The organism is Arthrobacter sp. (assembly GCF_031179985.1).
GTDB lineage: Bacteria > Actinomycetota > Actinomycetes > Actinomycetales > Micrococcaceae > Arthrobacter.
Genome location: NZ_JAPSHJ010000003.1, coordinates 34,240 through 58,113, shown reverse-complemented (window position 1 = coordinate 58,113; position 23,874 = coordinate 34,240). Strand labels below are relative to the sequence as shown.

At 63.5% G+C, this 23,874-nt stretch carries 23 protein-coding genes; 12 read left to right on the top strand and 11 right to left on the bottom strand.

The genetic code is table 11. The features are described 5' to 3' along the window. Positions 1-765: sigma-70 family RNA polymerase sigma factor (locus tag RIN13_RS02340; RefSeq protein WP_309105722.1), on the top strand; the 765-nt coding region annotated here is incomplete at its 5' end. On the opposite strand, the gene RIN13_RS02335 is transcribed toward RIN13_RS02340, so the two are convergent. Next, positions 723-1,685: a glycosyltransferase family 9 protein gene (locus RIN13_RS02335; RefSeq protein ID WP_309105721.1), complete on the bottom strand. Its 963-nt coding sequence runs from the start codon at positions 1,683-1,685 to the stop codon at positions 723-725. The genes RIN13_RS02340 and RIN13_RS02335 overlap by 43 nt on opposite strands. 73 nt (positions 1,686-1,758) lie before the next feature. Here RIN13_RS02335 and RIN13_RS02330 point away from each other — a divergent pair, with 73 nt between their 5' ends. Genes RIN13_RS02330 through RIN13_RS02300 form a run of 7 tightly spaced genes read left to right on the top strand, consistent with a single transcriptional unit; the run spans position 1,759 to position 8,491 of the window. Further along, positions 1,759-2,301: an HAD-IIIA family hydrolase gene (locus tag RIN13_RS02330; RefSeq protein ID WP_309105720.1), complete on the top strand. Its 543-nt coding sequence runs from the start codon at positions 1,759-1,761 to the stop codon at positions 2,299-2,301. Further along, complete coding sequence (locus RIN13_RS02325) at positions 2,298-3,374, top strand: glycosyltransferase family 9 protein (protein WP_309105719.1); 1,077 nt, start codon at positions 2,298-2,300, stop codon at positions 3,372-3,374. The genes RIN13_RS02330 and RIN13_RS02325 overlap by 4 nt, the downstream gene beginning before the upstream one ends. Then, complete coding sequence (locus tag RIN13_RS02320; protein ID WP_309105718.1) at positions 3,371-4,387, top strand: glycosyltransferase; 1,017 nt, start codon at positions 3,371-3,373, stop codon at positions 4,385-4,387. Before RIN13_RS02325 ends, RIN13_RS02320 begins: the two co-directional genes overlap by 4 nt. Further along, complete coding sequence (locus tag RIN13_RS02315) at positions 4,384-5,643, top strand: glycosyltransferase (RefSeq protein ID WP_309105717.1); 1,260 nt, start codon at positions 4,384-4,386, stop codon at positions 5,641-5,643. Before RIN13_RS02320 ends, RIN13_RS02315 begins: the two co-directional genes overlap by 4 nt. Next, entirely contained in the window at positions 5,640-6,362 is a 723-nt protein-coding gene (locus RIN13_RS02310; protein ID WP_375164642.1) for an SIS domain-containing protein, read from the top strand. The genes RIN13_RS02315 and RIN13_RS02310 overlap by 4 nt, the downstream gene beginning before the upstream one ends. Next, positions 6,359-7,753, top strand: coding sequence for a PfkB family carbohydrate kinase (locus tag RIN13_RS02305; protein ID WP_309105716.1), 1,395 nt, complete (start codon positions 6,359-6,361; stop codon positions 7,751-7,753). The genes RIN13_RS02310 and RIN13_RS02305 overlap by 4 nt, the downstream gene beginning before the upstream one ends. Positions 7,754-7,789: 36 nt before the next feature. Beyond that, complete coding sequence (locus tag RIN13_RS02300) at positions 7,790-8,491, top strand: SDR family oxidoreductase (protein WP_309105715.1); 702 nt, start codon at positions 7,790-7,792, stop codon at positions 8,489-8,491. Here the strand turns inward: RIN13_RS02300 and RIN13_RS02295 are convergent. Next, positions 8,457-9,602, bottom strand: coding sequence for a glycosyltransferase family 9 protein (locus tag RIN13_RS02295; RefSeq protein WP_309105714.1), 1,146 nt, complete (start codon positions 9,600-9,602; stop codon positions 8,457-8,459). The two genes, RIN13_RS02300 and RIN13_RS02295, sit on opposite strands and share 35 nt — an antisense overlap. Before the next feature lie 251 nt (positions 9,603-9,853). Between RIN13_RS02295 and RIN13_RS02290 the strand changes: the two genes are divergently transcribed. From RIN13_RS02290 to RIN13_RS02280, 3 genes are read left to right on the top strand one after another with little or no spacing between them, the layout of a single operon-like run. Further along, positions 9,854-11,371 carry an aldehyde dehydrogenase family protein gene (locus RIN13_RS02290; protein ID WP_309105713.1) on the top strand — a complete coding sequence of 506 codons (1,518 nt, stop codon included), beginning with the start codon at positions 9,854-9,856 and terminating at the stop codon, positions 11,369-11,371. Continuing rightward, entirely contained in the window at positions 11,368-12,912 is a 1,545-nt protein-coding gene (gene rfaE2, locus RIN13_RS02285; RefSeq protein ID WP_309105712.1) for a D-glycero-beta-D-manno-heptose 1-phosphate adenylyltransferase, read from the top strand. Before RIN13_RS02290 ends, rfaE2 begins: the two co-directional genes overlap by 4 nt. A 54-nt stretch (positions 12,913-12,966) precedes the next feature. Further along, positions 12,967-13,905, top strand: coding sequence for a fused MFS/spermidine synthase (locus RIN13_RS02280; protein ID WP_309105711.1), 939 nt, complete (start codon positions 12,967-12,969; stop codon positions 13,903-13,905). On the opposite strand, the gene RIN13_RS02275 is transcribed toward RIN13_RS02280, so the two are convergent. Beyond that, positions 13,902-14,810 carry a LysR family transcriptional regulator gene (locus tag RIN13_RS02275; protein WP_309105710.1) on the bottom strand — a complete coding sequence of 303 codons (909 nt, stop codon included), beginning with the start codon at positions 14,808-14,810 and terminating at the stop codon, positions 13,902-13,904. The genes RIN13_RS02280 and RIN13_RS02275 overlap by 4 nt on opposite strands. A 122-nt stretch (positions 14,811-14,932) precedes the next feature. On the opposite strand from RIN13_RS02275, the gene RIN13_RS02270 reads away from it, so the two are divergent. Next, entirely contained in the window at positions 14,933-15,688 is a 756-nt protein-coding gene (locus RIN13_RS02270) for a 3-hydroxybutyrate dehydrogenase (RefSeq protein ID WP_309105709.1), read from the top strand. 50 nt (positions 15,689-15,738) lie between these two features. Here the strand turns inward: RIN13_RS02270 and RIN13_RS02265 are convergent, their stop codons facing one another. The 8 genes from RIN13_RS02265 to RIN13_RS02230 form a co-directional block, all read right to left on the bottom strand. After that, on the bottom strand, positions 15,739-16,377 hold the full coding sequence (locus tag RIN13_RS02265; RefSeq protein WP_309105708.1) for a LysE family translocator: 639 nt from the start codon (positions 16,375-16,377) through the stop codon (positions 15,739-15,741). Positions 16,378-16,890: 513 nt separating this feature from the next. Beyond that, a complete protein-coding gene (locus RIN13_RS02260) occupies positions 16,891-17,592 on the bottom strand; it encodes a GntR family transcriptional regulator (RefSeq protein WP_309105707.1) in 702 nt (233 codons plus the stop codon). Between the two features lie 117 nt (positions 17,593-17,709). Then, positions 17,710-18,843 (bottom strand): N-methyl-L-tryptophan oxidase, encoded by a 1,134-nt coding sequence (solA, locus tag RIN13_RS02255; protein WP_309105706.1) that lies wholly within the window; start codon positions 18,841-18,843, stop codon positions 17,710-17,712. Positions 18,844-18,845: 2 nt separating this feature from the next. Further along, positions 18,846-19,613, bottom strand: coding sequence for an amino acid ABC transporter ATP-binding protein (locus RIN13_RS02250; RefSeq protein WP_309105699.1), 768 nt, complete (start codon positions 19,611-19,613; stop codon positions 18,846-18,848). Then, entirely contained in the window at positions 19,610-20,437 is an 828-nt protein-coding gene (locus RIN13_RS02245; RefSeq protein WP_309105705.1) for an amino acid ABC transporter permease, read from the bottom strand. The genes RIN13_RS02250 and RIN13_RS02245 overlap by 4 nt, the downstream gene beginning before the upstream one ends. A gap of 115 nt (positions 20,438-20,552) precedes the next feature. Next, on the bottom strand, positions 20,553-21,479 hold the full coding sequence (locus RIN13_RS02240) for an ABC transporter substrate-binding protein (RefSeq protein WP_309105704.1): 927 nt from the start codon (positions 21,477-21,479) through the stop codon (positions 20,553-20,555). Positions 21,480-21,677: 198 nt separating this feature from the next. Then, the gene (locus RIN13_RS02235; RefSeq protein ID WP_309105703.1) at positions 21,678-22,370 is read right to left on the bottom strand and encodes a GntR family transcriptional regulator; all 693 of its coding nucleotides are present in this window, start codon (positions 22,368-22,370) and stop codon (positions 21,678-21,680) included. A gap of 43 nt (positions 22,371-22,413) precedes the next feature. Continuing rightward, entirely contained in the window at positions 22,414-23,868 is a 1,455-nt protein-coding gene (locus tag RIN13_RS02230; RefSeq protein ID WP_309105702.1) for an NAD-dependent succinate-semialdehyde dehydrogenase, read from the bottom strand. Positions 23,869-23,874: the final 6 nt, after the last annotated feature.

The window sequence follows — 23,874 nt, the reverse complement described above, 5'->3', positions numbered from 1 at the left end:
CACAACCAGCCGCGACAGAACCAGCAAGGCCAGATTCAACTCACGTTCCAGAATCATCTGGTTCTCACCTACCTGGATCTGGCGGAGTCCCTCGCCGCAAGGTTCGTCTCCAGGGGTCGCGAACGGGCGGACCTCAACCAGGTTGCCTACCTGGGCCTGGTCAAGGCTGCGCGGGGCTTCGATGAAAGCCGGGGCGGGAGTTTCCCCGCTTACGCAACCCCCACCATCACCGGTGAACTCAAACGATATTTGCGGGACCGGTGCTGGATGGTTCGGCCGCCGCGTCACATCCAGGACCTTCGCACGGAGATCTTGCGGACCGAACCGCTACTGTCGCAGAAATTGCGAAGGACGCCCACGGATGCTGAAATCGCCCGGGAACTGGGTGCCGACGTCGTCTGTGTCCGGGAAGCGTTGGCTGCCTCGGGCAGCCTGCGTCCGGACTCCCTGGATGCAGTGGATGTGCACGGTGATGCGCCGCCTCCCGTTGAGATGCTTGTTTCTCCGGATGCCTCCCCTGAGCGGCTCGAAGAGCTTCTGAGCCTCAGCGAAGCCATCCAGGAGCTCAGCGAAGCGGACCGGCAGCTGCTCTACCGGCGCTATTTCCTGGAGGAGTCACAAAGCGAACTGGGCCAGAGAGTGGGGATGACCCAAATGCAGGTCTCCCGCCGGCTCTCAAAGATTCTGGTCCAGCTTCAGCAAAGGCTGCTGGACGGCGACGCTCACAGCAAACCCAGGCCACGGACGGCCTCCAGCACCTCCTGAGTGGTCACGCCCAGAATTGCTGGGTCGGGATCAGCGGCAAAGGTGTCTCCGCGTCTTACCTCCGCTTTGGTCAGCACTACATGCGGGCCTGGCGGGGGGCCCCAGATCTCGGGCGGCGCGGGGCCGAACAGCACTACTGAAGGCCTGCCGTAAGCGGAGGCAAGGTGTGCGGCCCCGGTGTCGGCCGAGATGACCAGCCGCGCGTCGGCCACGGTGGCGGCGAACTGGCTCAGTGTCAGTTGCCCCGCCACCACTGCGGTTTCGGCGAGGCCAGCCCGGCGGCAGACGATCAGGGCCCGCTCGCGTTCGGCTGAGCTTCCCGTAAAAAGGACCGTGTGCCCTGAGGCCGCCAGTTTCGAGGCCACGGAAGCGAACCTGTCGACTGGCCAGAGCCGGCTGCCATAGGCCGCGCCTACATGAATGACGGTGGCATCGGGCGTACCCGTAAACACTGCCGGACGGTTGAGGCGAAAGTCCAGGGGATCTGCCGCGATGCCATGCCACTGCAGCAGCCGCGTCCACCGCTCCCGCTCATGGAGATCAGGTTGCCACCGCGGCCCGTCCCTGTGCTCGGAGACGTGGGAAATGGTGTGGCGGGCCCTGAGCTCCTCTATGCGCTCCTGGCTTTCCGGCCCGCTTCCGTGCAGGTTCACCGCCACGTCCACGGTGCCGGGCTCGACGGCGATCGGCTCGTCCAGTCCATGGGTCGGCAGAAGTTCAAAACCACCGACGAGCTGGAGTGCCTCGGTCAGCCAGCCTTGGGCAGCATAGCGAAGACGGTGCTCCGGAAAGGCGCGGCGCAAGGCATGCAACGCCGGCACCGCAACCAGCAGGTCTCCGAGTTTCAGGGCCCTCAACACCAGCAGTTCCGGCTTGTTTTGCTGCACCGAATGACCGTTCAATCCGTGTCCTTTCCCCAAGCTTGGAGTCTAGCCCCAAGAGAAGTACTGCCCGACTTGTTTAGCAAGGACTGTAACGGGGAACGGACTGGATATGGGAAGTGACAACTCATTACCGCTTCGGGCTGTCCTGTTCGACCGGGACGGCACGCTGGTACAGGACGTGCCTTACAACGGGAACCCTGACCTGGTGGAACCTATGGGTCATGCCGCGCTTGTTTTGCGGGAGCTGCGTGCATTGGGACTGGCCACCGGCGTCATCAGTAACCAGTCCGGAATTTCCCGTGGTCTCTTGACCCAAAGCCAGGTCAGCAGCGTGAATTCGCGCATCGAGGAGCTGCTGGGGCCCTTCGATGTCTGGGAGATCTGTCCGCATGCGCCCGAGGACGGCTGTGGCTGCAGGAAGCCGGCCCCCGGAATGATCCTTGCCGCTTGCCGCCGTCTGGGAATCTCACCGGCGGAGGCGGCCTACATAGGGGACATCGGCTCTGATCTGCATGCCGCGGCAGCCGCCGGGGCCAGAGGTGTCCTTGTCCCGACGCCCGCGACCCGGACCGAAGAGGTGGAAGCCGCCGTCGGGAACGTTGCCGCTGACCTTAGCGCTGCCATCCGGATGCTCCTGGACGGTCCGCCGTGAGCCGCGTCCTGGTAGCCCGCCTCGACAGCGTGGGCGACGTCCTGCTCGCAGGTCCTGCCGTTCGGGCAGTTGCCCATGGCCGGCGCTCGGGCGCCGGACGCGCTAATGACGTTGTCATGCTGTGCGGGCCCCAAGGCGAAGCAGCGGCGTCCATTCTTCCCGACGTCACCGAGGTCTTCAGCTGGCCGTGCCCTTGGATCGCGAATCCCGCCCCACCTGTCAGCCCACGGCACCTGGACACCCTTACCGACTACATCCGGCACTCAAGGATTACCGAAGCAGTAATCCTCACGTCCTTTCACCAATCTCCGCTGCCCTTGGCACTGCTGCTCCGCCTGGCCGGAGTCATCCGCATTACGGGCGCCTCAACGGACTACCCCGGCTCTCTCCTGGACATCAGGCTGCGGCCCGGCGAAGATTTTCCCGAGGATCAACCCGAGGCCGAGCGCGCACTTGGCATCGCACGCGCTGCCGGATTCGAACTACCCCCGGGCGACGATGGCAAGCTCAAGGTGGTTCCCGTCCCCGACGTCACAGACCTTGTGGGGGAGGAGCCATACATCGTGGTGCATCCGGGGGCAACAGCGCCTGCGCGCGCCTGGCCGCCCCTGCATCACGCTGCCGCCGTGGAACTGCTCGAAGGTGCAGGTCACCGGGTGGTGGTGACAGGCGCTCCGGCGGAAAGGGCCCTGACGGCAACCGTCGCCGGGCCTTCCGGGATCGACCTCGGCGGCCGCACCGATCTGCGGACCCTGTCCGGTGTCCTCGCCCGGGCCAAGGCCGTGGTGACCGGAAACACCGGACCGGCGCACCTTGCCGCCGCTGTGGGAACACCCGTGGTTTGCCTCTTTTCCCCCGTGGTTCCCGCTGTCCGCTGGGCCCCCTATGGGGTTCCGCTGGAGCTGCTGGGTGACCAAAACGCCGCCTGCAGGCTCAGCAGGGCAAGGGAATGCCCGGTACCAGGGCATCCCTGCCTCAGCTCCGTGGCGCCTGAGCAGGTGGCGGATGCGGTGGAACGTCTGATCAGCGGAGTGTCTTCCCTCAGTACCCGGCGAAAGGTCTGGCACCCATGAGAATCCTGTTGTGGCATGTTCACGGCTCCTGGACGGACGCGTTCGTCCGGGGACGCCACGAGTACCTCCTGCCGGTCCTTCCCGAAGGAGGCCCATGGGGGCTGGGACGCGCAGGCAGGAACTGGCCTGCGGCGGTTTCTGAAGTCACGTTGGCGGCGTTGGACGCGGACAGCATTGACGCCGTCGTCCTCCAACGCCCCGAAGAGATCGACGAAGTCCAGCGTGTTCTGGGACGAAGGCCGGGTACGGAGCTTCCGGCTGTGTATGTGGAACACAACACGCCGAAGGGGGATGTGCCGTGGACAAGCCACCCGCTCTCTGGCCAGAACAACATTCCCATAGTCCATGTGACGCATTTCAACGACCTTTTCTGGGATAGCGGGGTGGCCCCCACCGCGGTAATTGAGCACGGCATCCCGGATCCGGGCTACCTCTACACCGGGGAGAGCCCCGATCTGGGCGTCGTGGTCAATGAACCGGTGCGCCGCGGAAGGGTGACGGGCACTGACCTGTTGGCTCGTTTTGCTTCAGTCGCTCCGCTTCAGGTGTTCGGCATGGGGGGAGACGGGCTGATGGCTGAAACGGGAATCTATCCGTCGCGATTGAAGCTTCGCGGGGACTTGCCGACGCCCTCCCTCCATCATGAACTGGCCCGCTGCCGTGTCTACCTGCACCCGATGCGCTGGACATCCCTTGGTCTGTCGTTGCTGGAGGCGATGCATCTCGGCATGCCCGTGCTTGCCCTGGCCACTACGGAGGCAGCCCGCGCTGTGCCTCGCGGGGCCGGCGTCGTTTCAACCGAGGTGGAGGAGCTCCGGCGCTGGGCGCACAGGCTGATCCTTGATCCCGAGGAAGCACGGCAGATGGGAACGGTGGCGCGGGAGGCAGCCCTGGCGAACTACAGCCTGGATGCCTTCCTCGGCGGCTGGGACGAACTGCTGGACGGCCTTCCGTGCCGGCGTTTCCGGAGCGGACAAGTACTTGTTCCGGCGCAAGAGAGGAAAATGCAATGAGAATATCCATGGTGTCAGAGCACGCGAGTCCTCTGGCCGCGCTGGGCGGAGTGGATGCGGGCGGGCAGAACGTCCACGTCGCAGCTCTCTCAACTGCTCTCTCCCGCCGCGGCCATCACGTCACTGTTTACACGCGCCGGGATGCCGCCGATCTGCCGGCCAGGGTCAGGATTATGCCTCGCCTCGAAGTGGTCCATGTTGATGCGGGTCCCGCGAAGCATGTTCCCAAGGATGAATTACTCCCGTTTATGGGCAAGCTGGCTGACGGGATTGCAAAGGATTGGGGAAGCCGGCGCCCCGACGTCGTCCATGGGCATTTCTGGATGTCCGGACTCGCTTCGCTGGATGCGGCCAGAAGGGGAGACTCCGGCCTGCACGTGCCCATGGTTCAAACCTTCCATGCCTTGGGAACAGTCAAACGACGCCACCAGGGCTCCCAGGACACCAGCCCTGCAGAGCGCGAGTGGCTGGAACCGTACGTGGGCCGGGCCGCTGACCGGATCATCGCCACATGCTCGGACGAAGTTTTCGAGCTGAAAGCCATGGGGATCAACACCGGGAAAATTTCGATTGCCCCCTGCGGCGTGGACCTGGACCTGTTTTCCGCCACAGGCGACTCCGAAGCGCGGCCGCGTACCTACCGCATCCTCTCCGTAGGGCGCCTGGTTCCACGTAAGGGCGTGGACTTGGTGATTCAGGCCCTGCCGCTCCTGCGGGCCGCGGGGTTCGACGACGTCGAGCTGCTGATCGTGGGCGGCGAGGGGGACGCAGCCGTCACCGGTGCCGACCCGGAAGGCAGCCGGCTCATGGCCCTTGCCGAAGAGCTTGGAGTGGCGAATCAGGTGAGCCTGCGCGGGCAACTGCCCAGGGAAGTTATGCCGGGAATCCTGCGCAGCGCGGACGCTGTGGTCTGCACACCCTGGTATGAGCCGTTTGGAATTGTGCCGCTCGAAGCCATGGCCTGCGGTGTCCCTGTTGTAGCTGCTGCTGTGGGCGGGCTGAGGGACACAGTGGTGGACCGCAAGACAGGACTGCATGTGCCACCGAAGGATCCGGAAGCCATTGCGGCCGCGGTGGCGGAACTCCTCGGGGCCCCGGGGCTGCGCTCCGACCTTGGCAAGGCCGGGGAGAAGCGTGCCAGGTCCCGCTACTCCTGGGACAGGGTGGCAGCGGAATCAGAGAAGGCCTATCAACAGGCGATGGCAGGAAACGCCGCATCCCGTGAGCTGGAGCACATGAAAGGAGCAGCGCTGTGACTACTGAATGGAAGGTTAAAGAGGATGTGGTTCCGGCATTGCTTCCGTTCCCGCCCCTGGCAACCGCGCCCATGGTGGATACCAACGGCAATCAGTCACTGGCGGCTGTGCAGGCTCACCTGCAGAACGTCCTTCCGGCCTTGGAATCCCTGCGCAGTCAGGCCGATCGGCTCGCTTCCTGGGGGCAGGAGCTGGCGCAGCGGCTGCTGCGCGGCCAGCGGCTTCTCGCCGCCGGCAACGGCGGTTCGGCTGCCGAGGCCCAGCACCTGACGGCGGAGCTTGTGGGAAGGTTCGACGGCGAGAGGGTGCCGTTTTCGGCGATCAGCCTGCATGCGGAGACGTCAGCTGTGACAGCAATCGCCAATGATTACGGGTTTGAGGAGCTCTTTGCCCGCCAGGTCAGGGCCCATGGCAGGTCAGGGGATGTGCTGATCCTGCTTTCGACGAGTGGCAAAAGCCCCAACCTTCTGAGGGCTGTTGAAACCGCCACCGCCCTCAACGTCAGCACATGGGCCTTAACCGGGCCTGGCCCCAATCCCCTGGCGGAAGCCTGCGATGAAGCGGTGGTTGTTGACGCCATTTCAGCCAATGCACAGGAGGGGCATTTGATTGCATTGCACGCAATCTGCCGTGCGTTTGACGTTGAGGTTGCGAGGCGGGCAGCGGGCTTTACCGCCGGCTCTCCCGCCCACTTTCGGTCCGGGGAGGTCCGGCCGTGAGGATAGTAGTGGTGGGGGATGTGCTGCTGGATGTTGATCTCGCCGGCCACGCCAGCCGTTTGTCCCCGGACGCCCCCGTTCCCGTAGTGGACGTTGGATCTGTCCACCGCAGGGCCGGGGGTGCCGGGCTCGTGGCGAAGATGCTGGCCGCTGACGGGCATCACGTCACCTTGGTGACTGTCTTGTCAGACGACGAATCAGCCTCGCACCTGGAACGCGCCTTGGACGGGGTCACCGTAATCGCCGGACCCTCGGGAGCGCCGACGCCGGTCAAGACCCGGGTGCGGGCCGACGGCCACCCGGTTGTCCGCTTTGACGAGGGCTGCGAGCCCCCGCCAGTGCCCGCGGTCACCCAACCGATGCTGCACGCCCTCGGACAGGCAAAGGCGATTGTGGTGGCGGACTACGGCAGGGGGCTGACGGCCGCGCCAGAGCTCCGGGTGATCCTGGAGTCCCTGGCTTCGAAGGTCCCCATCGTCTGGGACCCGCATCCGGCAGGGGCCGAGCCTGTCCGCGGCGTCCACGCCGTGACCCCCAACCTGACTGAAGCCCGCGGTTTCTGGGCACGGCCAGGGGAGCTCAGGAGCAGTGAGCCCAAGGGTGATGAACGAAACGAAGACCCCGGGTATATTGCGGCGGCACTCTTGCGGAACTGGCACAGTAAAGCGGTACTGGTAACAATGGGAGCGCGCGGCGCCGTGCTCGTGCGGGAGGACGGCAGGCCTGCCTTGACCATTCCCGCCCCGGCAACCTCGGTGTCAGACCCCTGCGGCGCCGGCGACCGGCTGGCCGCGAGCCTCGTTGTGCACCTGCTGGACGGCCACAACGTGGATGACTCCGCGGTCCTGGCCGTCCGGGAGGCAGCAGCGTTCCTTGGAGCAGGTGGGGTTGCCACCCTGGCGGGGGAGCGCCAACCCGTGAAACTGCACGGCAGCGGAACCGATGCCCTGGCCCTTGCCGGCAACGTCCACGCCGCGGGCGGGACTGTGGTTGCTACCGGGGGCTGCTTCGACCTGCTGCATGCTGGTCATACACGGGCGCTCGCCGCTGCACGAAAGCTGGGGGATTGCCTGATTGTGTGCCTCAACTCAGATGACTCGGTACGGCGCATCAAGGGTGAGCACCGGCCCATCATGAGCCAGGAGGACCGGACAGAGATGCTCCTTGCCCTTGAGTATGTGGACGCTGTGATGGTGTTCGACGAGGACACGCCCATAGTGTGCCTCGACAAGCTGCGGCCGGATCTATGGGTCAAAGGTGGCGACTACGACGTCACGGAACTGCCGGAAACGGCCATTGTTGAAAGCTGGGGCGGGCGGTGCACCACCGTTCCCTATCACCCTGCGAGATCCACGTCGAACCTTGCGGAAGCGCTCTTGAAAGTCGGCTGAGAACCACCCACATTTTTTACCAACGGAAGGAAAACCATGACTGCAGAATCAACGCGCCCTGGCCGGGTACTGGTGACCGGGGGAGCGTCCGGACTCGGTGCCGCCGTCGTCGACGCCGTCCTGAAAGCCGGCGGGACCCCCGTGGTGCTGGACCGCGACATCAGCAACGTCACGGCCGTAAAGGCTTACGAAGTAGACGTCTCTGATCGGAGGGCAGTCGAAGAGGCGGTGCGGCAGGCGGCGGAGACTCTCGATGGACTTGATGCCGTGGTGACTGCTGCCGGGATTGACCGCTGCGGAAAACTGGAGGACGTGGCCGCGGAGGATTGGGAGAAGGTTATCGGGGTCAATCTTTTGGGGACTGTCTCTGTTGTCCGCGCAGCCCTGCCGTACCTGAAGGCCAACCACGGCAGGGCGGTGACCGTTGCGTCCACGCTGGGAAAGCGGGCGCTGCCTGAAGCATCGGCCTACTGCGCCTCAAAGTTCGGAGTAATGGGATTCAGCCAGGCTCTGGCAGCGGAGACGGGCGGCGAGATAGGCGTCACCACCATGATCCCCGGCGGAATGAAAACCAAATTCTTCGACGACCGTCCTGAACAGTACAAACCCCAGGACGATTCCCGCTTGAATGATCCGGCCAATGTGGCGCAGGCCATTCTTTTCGTGCTGTCCCAGCCTCAAGGATGCGAAATCCGCGAAATGCTCATCTGCCACGAAGATGAAGGCTCCTGGCCGTAAGGCCCCGGACGTCCTCATAGACTGCGGTGACCGCTACCTCCTCCACCAGGGAATCGTTATGGCTGCAGCGGGGGGCCGTCCAGCCGACCTGGGTCACATCGATCCCGCAACGTGGACATTTTGTGGTCCAGGAGGGGTGCACGCGGTGGAGGCTCCGGCCTAAGGCGCCGGCGTTGATGACGTTTCCTGCCCAGTAAATGCCGACAGTGGGAGCGCCCAGCGCCTGAGCCAAATGCCGGGGCCCGCTGTCGTTGGCCACCATCACTGTGCACCTGGCCAGCAGTGCTGCCAGTCCGGACACATCAAGCTCGCCTGCCACTGACCTGACCATCCCGGGAGAGGAGACGGCGGCGAGTTCAGCGATCCGTTCTGCGAGGGGTTGCTCATTCAAATCGCCCACAACCAGCACCTGGCATCCATCCGCCGCACACGCTGCGGCCAGTTCCGCGAACCGTTCGGCAGGCCAACGCCGTCGGGGATCAGTGGCGCCGGGATGGATCACAACCAGCGCCTGGGCCTCGTTGTTCACCAGGTCCTCATCCAGGCTGGCGGAGGGGGCCAGTTTCGCCTCAAGGTCAACGGGAGGGGCACCGGCAAAGCCGGCCACCTCCAACGCGCGGAGCGGCTCATTCTGGTAATAGAGGTAGGGGACTGTGCGCTCCAGGCTGGCCGCGTCGACTGTCCGCGTGCCCACTGTGTGGCGGGCCCCCAGCCGCAGCAGGAACGGATTGGAGTAGCGCCCTCCTCCGTGGAGCTGCACGGCGAGGTCAAACCCTTCTGCACGCATCTCAGCAAAAAAGCGTTCCAACCCCTCCGGGTCCTCTTCGCCCGGACGGACCCCTTCCGCATAGGGCAGGATACGCACGCTATCGATGGGTCCGACCGTCGCCTTGACCACCTGCTCATGGATTGGCGTTCCCAGCAGCGTAACTTCCGCCCCGGGATAGGCAGCCTTCAGCGCGGTGATGGCGGGAACGGCAAACAGCAGATCCCCGAGCCCGCCTCCGCGGAGCACGGCAATCCGGGAGATTCCCTCGAACTTTTCCAAAACCGGACCAACTCCGGTCCCGACGATGCCCGCTCCTCCAAAATCTGCCGTCAGCTGCTCCACTCTGCTCTCCTTATGCTGCTGATCGTCTCTTTGGGGGCCTGGCCGCGGTTCCCCGTGCAGCCACCATACGGCCCTTCAGCGGCCTCTGGCTACTGGCAAAGGACCCTCTCGTTCCGCTTCAAAATGAGTCCCTGTTCCGGTGTCTAAACGGCCTTTTCAAAGGGTACGGATACGGGATAAGAACGTCTTGCAGACCCACTGCTTCCCACCCCTCACCCGGGGCTGGGCCACGACTTCCGAGGAGGAACGCGATGTCCACAGTTGTCCAGCGAGCCCGTATCGCCGCCGCGGAAGGAATCACCATTTATGATCCCCGGACCGGAGATCTGGTGGGTACATTGCAGGAGGCGGCTCCCTTGGATATCCGGCGTGCGGTCAATGCTGCCCGAGACGCCCAGGAAGAGTGGGGTGCCACGTCACCCTCCGACCGCGGAAGGTATTTGAGGAAAGCAGCGCTCGCCTTGGACTCTGCGGCCGCCGAGTTGGCCGATCTGAACGCCCGGGAGACCGGCAGGCCCGCGGAAGAAGCGTTGGCCGGAATTGCGGCAGGCGTGTCAACACTGGAGCAGTATGCGGAGCTTGGGCCTGTCCACCGCGGCCACAGCCTGAGGGGTAATCTCCTGGCGTCCGACTACACGGTTGCCGAACCCCGTGGCGTTGCCGCTCTGTTGACCCCTTGGAACGATCCGGTGGCTGTGGCCTGCGGCCTTATCGGGGCCGCCCTGGTCACCGGGAACACAGTGATCCACAAGCCCAGCGAACGGTGCCCGCACCTGGGCCGCCTGCTTGGCGAGGTTCTGGCTCCGGTCTTCCCTCCGGATGTCCTGATAACGCTCAACGGGGGCCCTGAGATCGGGACGCTCCTCACTGAGCAGGCAGGAGTGGCGGTGGTGGCGCACGTAGGTTCCAGCGAAGCAGGGGCAAAAATTGCGCGCACGTCACTGCAGAACGCGGCACATGTCATCAGGGAAAACGGCGGCAACGATCCTCTGCTGGTGGATGACGACGTCGACCCCGTCTGGGCCGCCCGGCAAGCGGCCATCGGCGCGTTCAGCAACAGCGGACAGATCTGCACGTCAGTAGAGCGGATCTACGTTCACCGCTCCATCGCGGAGGCATTCTGCACAGCACTGGAAGCGGAAGCGCGCCAACGGAACGATGCCGGTGCGTTGGCTCCGCTGGTGGATCTCCGCATGCGGGACGCTGTTCACGAGCAGGTGCAGGCAGCCGTGGAGCAGGGAGCCCGGGCGGTCGAAGGCGGCGAGGTGGCGGAGGGCCCGGGCGCTTTTTACCCCGCGACCGTTCTCCTGGACTGCACTGGGAGCATGGACATCATGACAAAAGAGACGTTCGGGCCGGTGGCGCCAGTACAGGTGGTGGACAGTTTCGATGAGGGCCTGGCCCTGGCTGCGGGAGGAAGCTATGGACTGGCCGCCACGGTACTGACGGGAAGGATCGCCCACGCCCAGCGCGCCATCGCCGGGCTGCCGGTCGGCACGGTCAAGATCAACGAGGTCTTTGGCGGTGCACCCGGGGGCTCTGCCCAACCGCGCGGCGCGAGCGGTGATGGTTTCGGGTACGGGCCGGAGCTGCTGGATGAATTCACCCGCGTCAAGGTGGTCCATATTGCCGTCCCTGAAACTCACCCTTCCCCAGAAGCTGATTCTTCTCTTGGAGCTGACTCTGTTGTCGCTGCTCCGGCGAGCATTGCGCTTGTTCACACAGAAGACGCCGACGTCGTCGACGGCAGCGTGGACGGTCAGCCATGACGGAGCTCTCCGAGCAGCGGGGCCTGGCGGAATGGCTGCCCGCCAGGCTCGCTGCTTCCTCTCCTGCCATTACGGTGATGGGCGACGTCATGCTCGATGGCTGGTGGAGCGGTGCCATCAACCGTTTGTGCCGTGAAGCCCCGGCACCCGTGGTGGAAATAAACCGAAGGGACTTCGCACCCGGCGGCGCTGCCAATACCGCCATGAACCTCGCTGCCTTGGGGGCCCGGGTCAGGATCGCGGGGATCATCGGCCAGGATGAGGCAGGCCGGGAACTCAAGCGGCAGCTGCAGGACGCAGGGGTGGACGTCCGGAATCTGGTGGCCCACCCGGACATGGTGACCACTACCAAAACCCGGATCAGCAGTGGCGGGCAGGTCCTGCTCCGTTTCGATGATGCCGCCCGGGCCATTCCTCTGGAGGCGTTGAACACACTGGCGGACGCAGTAGCCGATTCCGTTAGGGGCCAGGACGCCGTTGTCCTGTGCGATTACAGTTCCGGCGCGCTGGAAGGTCCGGTCCGGAGCGCGCTCCTGGATGTACTCTCCGGCCGGCAGGCAGGACCTCTCACGGTGGTGGACGCGCACGATCCCCGCCCGTGGGCCCACCTTCAACCGGACCTGGTGACTCCCAATGCGCAGGAGGCAGCACGGCTGCTGGACCTTCGGTTGTCCGACGAGGACGACCGTCCCGCCGTCATCGAGAGCAACCGGGACCGCCTGATTGAAGCAACGGGGGCAAAGGCCGTGGTGGTCACTCTGGACCGGGACGGCACGTTGCTGCTGCCCGCGGCCGGCACCACCCACCGCACCTGGGCGAGGCCGGCTACTGAAAAGCAGGCCTCGGGGGCCGGGGACACCTTCGTGGCTGCCCTGACGTTGGCCAGGACCGCCTCCCTGCCCCTCACCACCAGCCTTGACCTCGCACAGGCTGCCGCCGACGTCGTGGTTCACCATGCCGGCACCTCGGTGTGCGGCACAGCGGAGCTTAGCCGGTACCTCGAAAGCTTCGCGGATACGGCCCTCAGCGCAGAGGAGCTGGTGCGCCATGTCCAAGGTCACCGCAGCGAAGGCCGCAGGATCGTTCTGACGAACGGATGCTTCGACGTGCTGCACCGCGGCCACACAAGATACCTCAACCAGGCCAAGCAATTGGGTGACGTCCTGGTGGTCGCGCTCAACAGCGACGATTCCGTGCGCAAGCTCAAAGGCCCCGGCCGGCCGATCAACACGGTGGCTGACAGGGCAGCCGTCATCGCCGCACTGAGCTGCGTGGATTACGTAACGGTTTTCGACACCCCGACGCCCATCCCGTTGATTGATATGGTCCAGCCCGAGATCTACGCCAAAGGCGGCGATTACACGCCGGAAATGCTCGCCGAAACCCAGGCTGTTGAACGCTACGGCGGCAAGGTGACCATCCTGGACTACGTCGCGGAGCTGTCCACCACCGCCGTCGTGGAGCGAATCAGGAAAGGTGATAGCGCTGCACTTGGAGACAGTGCCGTGGAAGGTGCTGTTAACGGCGGTGCTGTGACCTAGCGTTCCTGCATCAGCAACTAGGGTTAAGGGCATGAGTAAAGCAGTGGCCGGCTGATGGGGCGGAAGGGCAGGGCCGGTAAAACCGCCGGAAGCGCGATGGCGGGAAAGTCAGTGCCGGGAGTTGTTGAAATACCCAAGGGAACCCGTCCGGCAGGGCCTGCGGAAGGTGTCTACTACATCGATACCGGCGACTGCCAGCTGATCGCTGACCAGGACAACTCAACTGGTTGGCTCCTGCGGATCAACGGTGTGATGAGCTCCCACATCGACCTGGCCGACCCGCTGCTTCTCGAATTCGAATACATGCGTTGGATGTCCGCTTTAGTTGAATCTCGCTGGCCGACGGAGTCCAGGCCAAAGCTGCGGCTTCTGCACCTTGGCGGTGGCGCGTGTTCCCTGGCCCGGTATTTCCATGCCTCCTATCCTGAGGCGCGCCAAGTGGTGGTGGAACTGGACGGCAAGCTGGCTGAATACGTCCGCGGCTGGTTCGATCTGCCGAAAGCCCCGATGCTTCGATTGCGGGTAGGGGAAGCCCGCCAGGTGACGGAAACCCTCACCCCGCAGACGAGGGACGTCATCATCAGGGATGTCTTCGCGGGGGCATTCACGCCGCGGCCCCTGACCACCAGGGAATTCAACCAGCATGCCCGCCGGGTCCTCGCGCCCGGAGGAATCTACATTGTGAACTCCGGAGATGCACCTGACCTGAAAAACGCGCGGGAGGACGCCGCCACCATTGCGGCTACCTTCGAGCACACCATGATCATTGCGGACCCGGCCATGCTGAAGGGCCGCCGCTACGGCAACATGGTCATGGCCGGAAGCGACCAGCCGTTCGACGACGATCCCCAGCTGACCCGCCGGCTCCTCGGCGGCGGCGTTCCCGCCCACATCTGGGACGACGCCAAGGTGCGTGCTTTTGCCGCCGGAGCACCGATCCGCCACGATCCTGTGGACCTGCAGGATCCGATGGAAACCGTGGACGTCCCCTAGGTAGTCCCCTGGGCCATACCCAGAAGTGTCTTGCGGTGCGCCACCGTCTGCTCGCGCAAGGCATGGACGACGGCGGCAACGGCGGGCCGCCGCATGGAATCCGGACGCAGGACCATCCAGTAGGGGAGGCGCTCGGCAAACTTCTCCGGCATCAGCCGCACCAGATCCTCATGGAGGTCGCCCATAAAGCACGGCAGGAACCCGATGCCGGCTCCGGCCCGGGTGGCCTCTACATGGACGAACACATTCGTGGAGCTGAGTCCATCCTTCATCTCGGGAACCAGCCTGCGCGGGGCATCCAGGTCATCCACCTGCAGCATGGAGTCGACGAAGTAGACGAGGGGATGTTCCGCCAGTTCCGCGACTGTGGCCGGGGTTCCGTTGGCGGCGAGATATCTCCTCGAGGCGTACATTCCGAGCACGTATTCGCCCAAACGGAAGGCTTCAGCACGGTGGACCTGCGGTTCTCCGACCACCACCTCAATGTCCAGGCCCGAGCGCTGCTGCAGTGCCCGCCTGGTCACCGTCACGATCTCCACGCTCAGCCCGGGGTGGTTCTTGCGCAGCCGGGCCACGGCGGGGGCGGCAATGTAGGCACTGAAGCCATCGGTAGCGGTCATGCGGACGACGCCGGTAATCGGGTCAGGTGCCTTGCCCGACGGCCCCAGCGTATCCACCGCCGCCTCCACCTGCTCCGCAACGGCGACAGCCTGGGCGCCCAGCTCGGTCAGTTCCCAGCCCCCAGCGGCGCGGGCCAACACCCGGCCTCCCAGGGTTTTTTCCAATGCCGCTATCCTGCGCGAGACGGTGGTGTGGTTCAGCCCCAAAGCCTGGGCCGCCGTCGTGAATTTTGCCGAGCGGGATACCGCGAGCAGTACCAGCAGATCGTCAGGATTAATGTCCATATCTGCAATTCTGCACACGAGTGGTGCTTCATTGCCCATTGAACCGCGACATTTGGAAAGTAATACTCAGGAATGCACAAACCTGCCTGATGGGAGGGCTGGAGCTAAGGATTGACTGACCCATGGAGAAGGAAAACATGCTGAACGGCAGGAAAGCGCTGGTCACGGGCGGCGCGAGCGGAATCGGAGCCGCCTGTGTGCGGGCACTTGCGGAGGCAGGGGCAAAAGTGGTGGTCGCCGACGTCGACCAGGCCGGCGCCACTGCTTTGGCAGACGAAGTGGGCGGCACTGTCTGGCCGGTTGACCTGCTTGACGTGGGATCGTTGGAGTCACTGAGCCTGGACTCCGACATCCTCGTCAATAACGCCGGAATCCAGCGGATTAACCCCCTGCACAAGTTTGACCCCGCCGATTTCCGGCACCTCCTCGCCCTCATGCTGGAAGCACCTTTCCTCCTCATCCGCGCAGCGCTGCCGCACATGTATGCCAACGGCTTTGGACGCATCATCAATGTCTCCTCGGTCCATGGGATCCGCGCGTCTCCCTTCAAGGGCGCCTATGTCGCCGCCAAACACGGACTCGAGGGGCTGAGCAAGGTGGCGGCCCTTGAGGGCGGCGAGTACGGGGTCACGTCCAACTGCATCAACCCGGGCTACGTTCGCACGCCGCTGGTGGAATCGCAGATAGCAGATCAGGCCAAGGTTCACGGTATTCCGGAGTCCGAAGTCCTGGCCAAGGTCATGTTGACCGAGAGCGCAGTGAAGCGCCTCGTTGAACCGGAGGAGGTAGCTACATTGGTTGCCTGGCTGGCCTCCGAGCAGGCCGGGATGGTGACCGGAGCCAGCTACACGATGGATGGCGGCTGGTCAGCCCGGTAGCCGTCGGGAGGATCGAATAGTGGGAGCGGTAGCCGTGGGACGGTGGGGAACTAGGTCTTGGTGCCGGTCAGGGCAAGGGTTCCGCCCAAGCCGATCATCATCACACCGCCGGTAGTTCCCACAGCCGCAACCCTGCGGGGGGAGCGTGCAAACCATTGCCGGGCGGTCCCCGCGGCAAGGGCCCAGGCGCTGTCGGACACTACGGCTATCAGCAGGAACACCAGGCCAAGCGTGGCAAGTTGCCACGGGATCGCACCCGCGGAGTAGTCCACGAACTGCGGCAGAACGGCCACGAAAAACATCAATGACTTTGGATTGGTGACCCCTACAAAAGTGCCTTCCCTGAGGACCCGTGCCGTGGACGATCCGCGGACGGGCTCCGCCGCCGTCGTCGTTCCCTGTCCACGACGCCTGATGGCGCGGATGCCCAAGTAGACCAGATACGCTGCGCCAGCGAACTTGATCGCGGTGAACAGCACCACCGATTGGGTCAGGACGACGCCGAGGCCCACAGCCACCGCTGCCACCTGGACAAGTTCGCCGAGGGTATTGCCCAGGACACTCAGCAACCCGCCTTTGCGTCCCAGGGCCAGGGAGCGGCCCACCACAAACAGGACGCTCGGGCCGGGAATGGCAATGAGCACAAAGGCAGCAAGGGAAAACGCAACGAGGTTACTCAAGGGGACCATGTTTGATGGTAGTCCCCGGCGTTGGCTTGGGTCAGCACCTGCCGCGCGACCTGATTCAGCCGGCCGCTTTTCCCCGGTCCCGAGCGAGGAGAATGAGTTCCCTGGCAACAGCTTCCAGGCGGTCGGCACGGGTAGCGGGTATTCTCTTCGGGCGTTTCAGTCCGGGCTCACAATTGTGAGACACCGCGGGGACGCCGGAGAGGGCTGGTTGCTCAGGCCCGGGCTGGGAGGCAGGTGCGGAAGCATGGAGAGGGTCATGGAAGATCAGCTCGGGTCCATTTGGAGAGAGGGCTGCGGCCAGCAATGCCTCAGCCAAGGGACATCCCCAGATCAACGTGCACGGCGAAGAGCAGGGAGCTCAAAGCAAATGCACCATGGTTTTCCAGCATTCTCCTCTGCCTTTCCGGTTCTACCCTTGTCCAGTCGGGCGAAAATGCCCTTCAGTAATTCTATCGTCAACTGTTGACAATTGCTAGAGAGTAGAAGCATCGGATTGCGGATAGTGTTTTGGAACTATGCTCCGGACGTTTTTGGGGCCTTCTCTTCCCTCTGCGCGGTGAGATCGTCGACGGCCGATTGCATATGCCGTTTGATGGCCTTGAGGAGTCCCGCTTTGTTGCCCGACGCCAGGAGATCCAGCAGGTTCTGGTGTTCTTCCACCAGGGCGTCTATGCGGGGATAGGCCACTTCCAGGTTGAGGATGCACATTCTCGACTCCGCTGCCAGGGTCTGGTAAATCCGGATCAGCCGCGAGTTGCCTGTGCCGGACACGAAGGCGGTGTGGAATTGCATGTCCAGCCGGGCAATTGCCTGCCAGTCCGATACAGCAACCTGCTTTGCCATGTCTTCGATGATCCCCGTCAGGATCTGGCAGGTGTCCCTAACCCGTTCCGCGCCGGCAGCCAGCAATGCCTCAGCAGCCGTTGTTTCCACAGCTTCGCGTACCGCATAGATTTCCTTGATGTCGTCGTTGGAGAGCTCCAGGACGAACACCCCCCGGTTGCGATGGCTGACCAGGAGCCCCTCCTGGGACAGCCGTTGCAATGCCTCCCGGACCGGGCCCCTGGAGGAATGCAGCTGGCCTGCCAGGACAGATTCATTGATCTGCTCACCTGGACGGAAGATCCCCTGGACAATCTGTTCCCGCAACTGATCAGCGATCAGCTGCGCGGTGGGTCTTCCTTCCAGTGCAAACAGTCCCTCAGGTGCCGCCATTGCTATCCCCTCACTTCGTTCTTGGGCTATTACCTTCATAGACAGTATTGGACCCGGAGCCCTTCACACCGCATCAGGCGCGGGGCCTGGCAGAATCACTTTTCTGAAGCGCCCCATTCATGTCCCCCTGAACCGTTGGGGCCTCAGGAACCCGAGGCCCTCAAAGGTCCGTTTCCCCAACGCCTCGCTTGCTGCGATCTGTCCGTAGCCGGTCGCCATTTTGAAGCCCGCGCCGGAGAACCCTGTGGCGAGGTAGATTTTGCTCTGCTCATTCAGGTGCCCGAGCAGGGGATTGCCGTCTTTGGTGTAGAGATCAGGGAAGGCGTCGGAGCGGACGATGTTGGGAAAAAGGCCAGGGAAGAATTCCGTGACGGTTTCGGTGGTTTCTGTGATTTCTGTCTGAGTCAGTTCCCTGGGCACTGCATCAGCGAGCGGGGTTGCTCCGCCGCGGCCATCGAGGGTCGCCTTGACGGTTGCGCCATCGACGCTTGGAGCCCCGTACATGGACTGGTCACCGGAGATTCGGATGAAGATCGGGAACAGCTCCGGGGAAAATTCCACTGGATCCCGGGCGACGAACCAGGTCAGGAAAATCCGTTTGGTCTGAGTGGCCATCTGCAGGTAGTCGGGCAAGAGCTTCCCGGACCAGCCGCCGGAGGAGATGATGACGTTCTCGTAGGTCCAGGACTTTTCACCTGAGGTGATGATGACGCCGTCGGCTGTTTCGGTGATGCTGTCGATCGGGGTGTTGGTGTGGATCGTCGCGCCGTTCGCTTGGGCTGCGGCGATGGCGGCAGTGACTGCACGGTCGGTGCGCAGGGCACCGCCGTGGGGGTCGTAGACGGCGATGTCGTCCGGGCGGAGGTTGTGCTGCGGATAGCGTTCGGCCATCTCCTCGCGGCTGAGGATCTCGTGCTCGGCCCCATTGGTCCTGGTGGTTGCGAGCAGGCTTGGGATGTAGGGCCCGTCTTTGGTGCCGATGGAGAGTCCGCCGCAGCGGGTCAGGATGCTCTGGCCCGTTTCGGCTTCGAGCTCCGCCCAGAGGCTGCGGGAGCGCTCGAGGATGGGGTAGAAGCCAGGGACTCCGCGGTAGAGCATGCGGAAGAGTCGGGTGTCACCGCCGACGGCGCTGCGGGCGTGGGCGGGGGCATGGGCTTCGAAGCCGACGACGGAGTCGGACAGGCGGGAGGCCTGCCAGAGCGCCATGGAACCGATGCTGCCCAGGCCGATGACGGCGAGTTGTCCGTCCATGGTCAGAGCACCTGCTGCAGGAAGGCCTGGGTACGGGGTTCCTGGGGGTTGGACAGGACTTCGCGGGCATCGCCGCGTTCGACGACGTAGCCGTCGTCCATGAAGATCAGGGAGTCGGCCACTTCGCGGGCGAAGCCCATTTCGTGGGTGACCACCACCATGGTCATGCCCTTCTTCGCGAGGTCCTTCATGACGGCCAGGACCTCACCGACCTTTTCCGGGTCCAGCGCGGAGGTGGGTTCATCAAAGAGCATGATCTCCGGGTCCATCGCCAGGGACCGGGCGATCGCGACGCGTTGCTGCTGGCCACCGGAAAGCTGCGCGGGGTAGTAGTCCCCGAACCCGGCCAGGCCGACGCTGGCGAGCAGTTCCTGGGCCCGCTTGGCTGCCTGCTTCTTGTCGGCGCCCTTGACCAGGACGGGTCCGGACATGACGTTTTCCAGGGCGGTCATGTTCGGGAACAGGTTGAACGACTGGAACACCATGCCAACCCTGGTGCGCTGCTCGGCAAGCTTCTTGGGGCTGTGGGCGTGGTAGGCGTGCGCAGTCTCGTAGTAGCCGAAGTCCTCGCCGTTGACTTTCAGAACCCCTGAGTCCACTGTTTCCAGGCCGTTGATGCAGCGCAGGATAGTGGACTTTCCCGAGCCGCTGGGACCGATGATGCAGCAGATCTCTCCGCTGGCGATGTCCAGGTTGATGTCTTTCAGGACTGTCTTAGGTCCGAAAGACTTTCGGATTTTCTGGGCAAGTATCGTGCCGTCTTTGCTCATCGGAGGGTACCTTCCGGTTCTGTCAGCACAACCTTCTTCGCCTTCCGGGGAAGCCGGGACGTTGCGCGGGAGTATTTCTGTTCGAGCTTGGACTGCGGGTAGCTCAGCAGCAGCGTCATCACGAGGTACCAGAGGCTGGCGACAAGCAGCAGCGGGATGGTCTCGTAGGTGCGGGCGTAGATCAGCTGGGCACTCTGAAGCAGTTCGGCCACACCGAGCACACTCACCAGGGAGGTTCCCTTGAACATGCCAATGACCTGGTTTCCGGTGGCCGGGATGATCGAGGGCATCGCCTGGGGAATGATGACCTTGCGCATCCTGGTGCCGGCGCTCATCCCGAGCGAGTCTGCTGCTTCAATCTGGCCCTTGCCGACCGAGGAGAACCCGCCACGGATGATCTCGGCCATGTAGGCGGCCTCGTTCAGGGTCAGGCCCACCAGGGCTGCGGTGATGGGTGCCATCAGGGCGTTGGTGTCGATCGCGGTGCCGATGTTCGTGAACGGGATCCCGATCGTCAGGTTCGGGTACAGCGCGGAGATGTTGAACCAGAAGATCAGCTGCACCAGGACCGGTGTGCCGCGGAAAAGCGTGATGTAGATATTTGCGGCGATGGAAATCGGCTTTACATGGGATGAGCGCATGATGGCCAGGCCCAGCCCCAGCAGCGTTCCCAGGGCCATGCTGGCAAGGGTGAGGAAGATGGTGAGCATGAGCCCGCGGATGATTGTTTCGTGGGTAAAGTACCGGGCGACCACACCCCACTTGAAGTTGGGGTTGGTTGATACGGAGATCAGGATGCCCAGCCCGATCAGGGTTGATAGCACCCATGCGACGTACTCGAAGGTACTTCGACGTCGAATTCTCGGCTTGAGCGCTGAGTCCATGGCACCCGTGGATGTCTCATTTGATCGGCGAACCATTTTCAGCACGGGCGTCTCTCTAGTCGAGCTTGGCTTCGGTGATGGCGCCTTCTTCGAGGCCCCAATTGGCGAGTGACTTCTTGTACTCCGGGCTGTCCAGGACAGCCTGCGTGGCCTTCTGCAATGCCGGCGTCAAGGGCGATCCCTTTTTCAGGGCAATGGCAACTACATGGTCTGAACGCGTGTCCACCTGCGGAGTCAGGACCGTGAAAGTATCCGGCTGCTGTTCGTCTGCCCAGACGAGCGAAACAGTGTCATACAAGACACCGTCGACGCGCTTGGAGGCCAGCTGGGTGAGGGCTTCCTGGACGTTGGGAAGTGTAACGCCGTTGATGGCGGGCTTGCCCTTTTCCTCACAGGTCCACTTCGAAACGTTGGGCAGGTGCTTCAGCTGGGCATTCGAGCCCTTGGTGACGGCAATGTTCTTGCCGCACATGTCATCGTTCGTGATGTTCAGCGGGTTGCCGTGAGCAACTGCAAGAGAAAGCCCGCCATTGAAGTAATCGATCATGTCCAGGACTTTCAGGCGCTCTTCAGTGGGGGACATGGTGGTGGCGGTGAAGTCGTAGCGGCCGCCGTCGATGCCGGGAATGATGGTATCGAAAGCGGTGTTCTCGAACTTCAGCTTGAGTCCAAGCTTTTTGGCAATCAGGCGTGCCATATCGGGGTTCAGCCCGATAGGGGTGGTGTTGTCATCTGCCAGGAACGTCGTCGGCGGGTAGTGCAGATCCATTGCCACTGTCAGTTCGCCCTTGTCCTTGAAGGACTGCGGCAGGAGCTTGACGGCGGCCTCGTCAGGCTGGACCCCTTCTGAGATGTCGGTGGTGTTCGAGGTCTTGGAGCCGTTACCGCCGGGGTCGTTGCTGGCGCTCGGCCCGCACGCGCTGAGTACCAGCAATGCTGTGACTGCTGCAGCGAAAGCCCTGACTTTGATGCTGGTTTTCATGCTTACCTCGTTTGCACGTCCCCGCCGCTCTGTAGTTACAATGCAACCACCCAAATAGCAGATCGTCGACAGTTAACCCATCTTTCTTGTGGTTTCCCGTCGGGCGTGGCCAGCAGGCAGCCAGTAAGCAAAGAAAAGGCCGGATCCGACGGATCTGACCTTCTCTGTTAAGGCTTTATGAAATTATGGCCAGGAGGCCTAGACTGCGCTTCCCTGATCTTCTGTGGACGACGTGAGGTCCTCAACGGCCTTTTGCATGTGCCGTGCGATGGCTTCGTGGAGGGCTTCCCTATCGCCCGCCGCCAGGAGATCCAGAAGATTTTGGTGTTCCTGGACCAGAACGTCAATCCTGGGGTAGGCGACGGCCAGGTTGAGGATACACATCCTCGATTCCGCTGCGAGGGTCTCGTAAATGCGGATGAGGCGGGTGTTGCCTGCCCCGGACACGAAGGCGGTGTGGAACTGCATATCCAGCCGCGCAATTGCCTGCCAGTCCGATACCGCTACCTGTTTGGCCATGTCTTCGATGACTGACGTCAGGACCTGGCACGTGTCGTCCACCTGGTCCTGGCCGGCGTCCAGCAGTGCGTCTGCAGCGGTTGTTTCCACAGCCTCTCGCACGGCATAGATCTCCCTGATGTCATCAATGGCAAGCTCCAGGACAAAGACACCCCGGTTCCTGCGACTGACCAGGATCCCCTCCTGACACAGCCGCTGCAACGCCTCACGGACAGGTCCGCGGGACGTGTTGAGCTGGCTTGCCAGGACAGATTCATTGATCTGTTCTCCCGGACGGAACATCCCCTGGACAATTTGTTCCCGCAGCTGGTCTGCGATCAGCTGCGCGGTGGGTCTTCCCTCCAGTGCAAACAGTGCTCCTGGTGCCGCCATTGACATCCCCCTCATCTCACTTTTTGGCATTACTGCATAATCTCTAGATTGCTATTGCGGTGTATTTGTATTCAAGGAATTCTTCGATGCCGATCTTGCCGCCTTCGCGTCCGAGCCCGGATTGTTTGATGCCGCCGAAGGGGGCGATCGGGTTGGAGACGAGGCCGGTGTTGATGCCGACCATTCCGACTTCGAGTTCGGCGGAGAAGCGCAGGGCCTTGGCGGTGCTTTCGGTGAACACGTAGCCCACGAGGCCCCATTCGGTGTCGTTGGCTATGCGGAGCACGTCGTCTTCGCTGTCGAAGGTGGTGATGGCCGCGACGGGTCCGAAGATTTCGGTGTTCATCAGGTCCGCGTCCAGGGTCACGTCGGTCAGGACGGTGGGGGTGTAGAAGTAGCCGGGTCCTTCGGGGCGTTTTCCGCCGGTCAGGACGCGGGCGCCCTTGGCGAGGGCGTCGGCGACGAGGCTTTCGACCTTGTCCAGGCCCTTTTGCTCGATCAGGGGTCCGACGTCGGTTCCGGTCAGGGCGCCGTTGCCCACCTGCAGTTCGGACATTTTCTTGGCGAACTTCTCGCTGAATTCCGTGACGACTGAGCGGTGCACGAAGAAGCGGTTCGCGGCGGTGCATGCTTCGCCCATGTTCCGCATCTTGGCTTTCATGGCCCCGTCGACGGCCTTTTCGATGTCGGCGTCGGCCAGGACGATGAACGGGGCGTTGCCGCCCAGTTCCATCGAGGAGCGCATCACGTTCTCCGCGGCCTGGCGCAGGAGGATCTTCCCGACTCCTGTGGAGCCGGTGAAGCTGATCTTGCGGGCGATACCGCTGGCGGTCCAGTGCTCCACCACGGGCGCTGCGCTGGCGGTGGTCACGACGTTCAGGACACCGTCTGGCAGGCCTGCCTGGCGGAAGATGTCGACCAGGGCGAGGGAGGTCAGCGGGGTCAGTTCGGCGGGTTTGAAGACCATGGTGCAGCCGGCCGCGACCGCGGGGGCGATCTTGCGGGCGCCCATGGCCAGCGGGAAGTTCCACGGGGTGACCAGCACGGAGGGCCCCACGGGTTCCTTGGTGATCATGATGCGGGTGTTGCCGTCCACCGAGGTGGTGTTGTCCCCGCCGATCCGGACGGCCTCTTCGGAGAACCAGCGGAGCATCTCGGCCCCGTACGCCACCTCGCCCTTCGCCTCGGCCAGGGGCTTGCCCATCTCCGCAGTCATGATCGCGGCGAGCCGGTCGGTGTTGGCAATGACCAGCTCAAAGGCACGGCGCAGGATGTCAGCCCGTTCCCGCGGCGTGGACCTGCCCCACGCCGCCTGGGCACGGCCCGCTGCCTCGATGGCCAGGGCAGCATCTTCCGGTCCACCATCGGCCACGTGGGCAATGACTTCATTGGTGGCCGGGTTCTCAACAGGGAACGTGGCTCCGCTGCTGGCCTTTTGCCAGGCGCCATCTATGAACAGGTCGGTGTAGAGGGTACTGGAATCAAATGAAGTGCTCATGTCACG

What these genes read in the sequence shown, in the direction of transcription:
- RIN13_RS02260 (WP_309105707.1), bottom strand. Translation starts at nt 17,592, where the DNA reads ATGGCGGCACCTGAGGGACTGTTTGCACTGGAAGGAAGACCCACCGCG.
- RIN13_RS02290 (WP_309105713.1), top strand. Translation starts at nt 9,854, where the DNA reads ATGTCCACAGTTGTCCAGCGAGCCCGTATCGCCGCCGCGGAAGGAATC.
- RIN13_RS02320 (WP_309105718.1), top strand. Translation starts at nt 3,371, where the DNA reads ATGAGAATCCTGTTGTGGCATGTTCACGGCTCCTGGACGGACGCGTTC.
- solA (WP_309105706.1), bottom strand. Translation starts at nt 18,843, where the DNA reads ATGGACGGACAACTCGCCGTCATCGGCCTGGGCAGCATCGGTTCCATG.
- RIN13_RS02265 (WP_309105708.1), bottom strand. Translation starts at nt 16,377, where the DNA reads ATGGTCCCCTTGAGTAACCTCGTTGCGTTTTCCCTTGCTGCCTTTGTG.
- RIN13_RS02300 (WP_309105715.1), top strand. Translation starts at nt 7,790, where the DNA reads ATGACTGCAGAATCAACGCGCCCTGGCCGGGTACTGGTGACCGGGGGA.
- RIN13_RS02275 (WP_309105710.1), bottom strand. Translation starts at nt 14,810, where the DNA reads ATGGACATTAATCCTGACGATCTGCTGGTACTGCTCGCGGTATCCCGC.
- RIN13_RS02330 (WP_309105720.1), top strand. Translation starts at nt 1,759, where the DNA reads ATGGGAAGTGACAACTCATTACCGCTTCGGGCTGTCCTGTTCGACCGG.
- RIN13_RS02250 (WP_309105699.1), bottom strand. Translation starts at nt 19,613, where the DNA reads ATGAGCAAAGACGGCACGATACTTGCCCAGAAAATCCGAAAGTCTTTC.
- RIN13_RS02230 (WP_309105702.1), bottom strand. Translation starts at nt 23,868, where the DNA reads ATGAGCACTTCATTTGATTCCAGTACCCTCTACACCGACCTGTTCATA.
- RIN13_RS02270 (WP_309105709.1), top strand. Translation starts at nt 14,933, where the DNA reads ATGGAGAAGGAAAACATGCTGAACGGCAGGAAAGCGCTGGTCACGGGC.
- rfaE2 (WP_309105712.1), top strand. Translation starts at nt 11,368, where the DNA reads ATGACGGAGCTCTCCGAGCAGCGGGGCCTGGCGGAATGGCTGCCCGCC.
- RIN13_RS02315 (WP_309105717.1), top strand. Translation starts at nt 4,384, where the DNA reads ATGAGAATATCCATGGTGTCAGAGCACGCGAGTCCTCTGGCCGCGCTG.
- RIN13_RS02235 (WP_309105703.1), bottom strand. Translation starts at nt 22,370, where the DNA reads ATGGCGGCACCAGGAGCACTGTTTGCACTGGAGGGAAGACCCACCGCG.
- RIN13_RS02240 (WP_309105704.1), bottom strand. Translation starts at nt 21,479, where the DNA reads ATGAAAACCAGCATCAAAGTCAGGGCTTTCGCTGCAGCAGTCACAGCA.
- RIN13_RS02280 (WP_309105711.1), top strand. Translation starts at nt 12,967, where the DNA reads ATGGGGCGGAAGGGCAGGGCCGGTAAAACCGCCGGAAGCGCGATGGCG.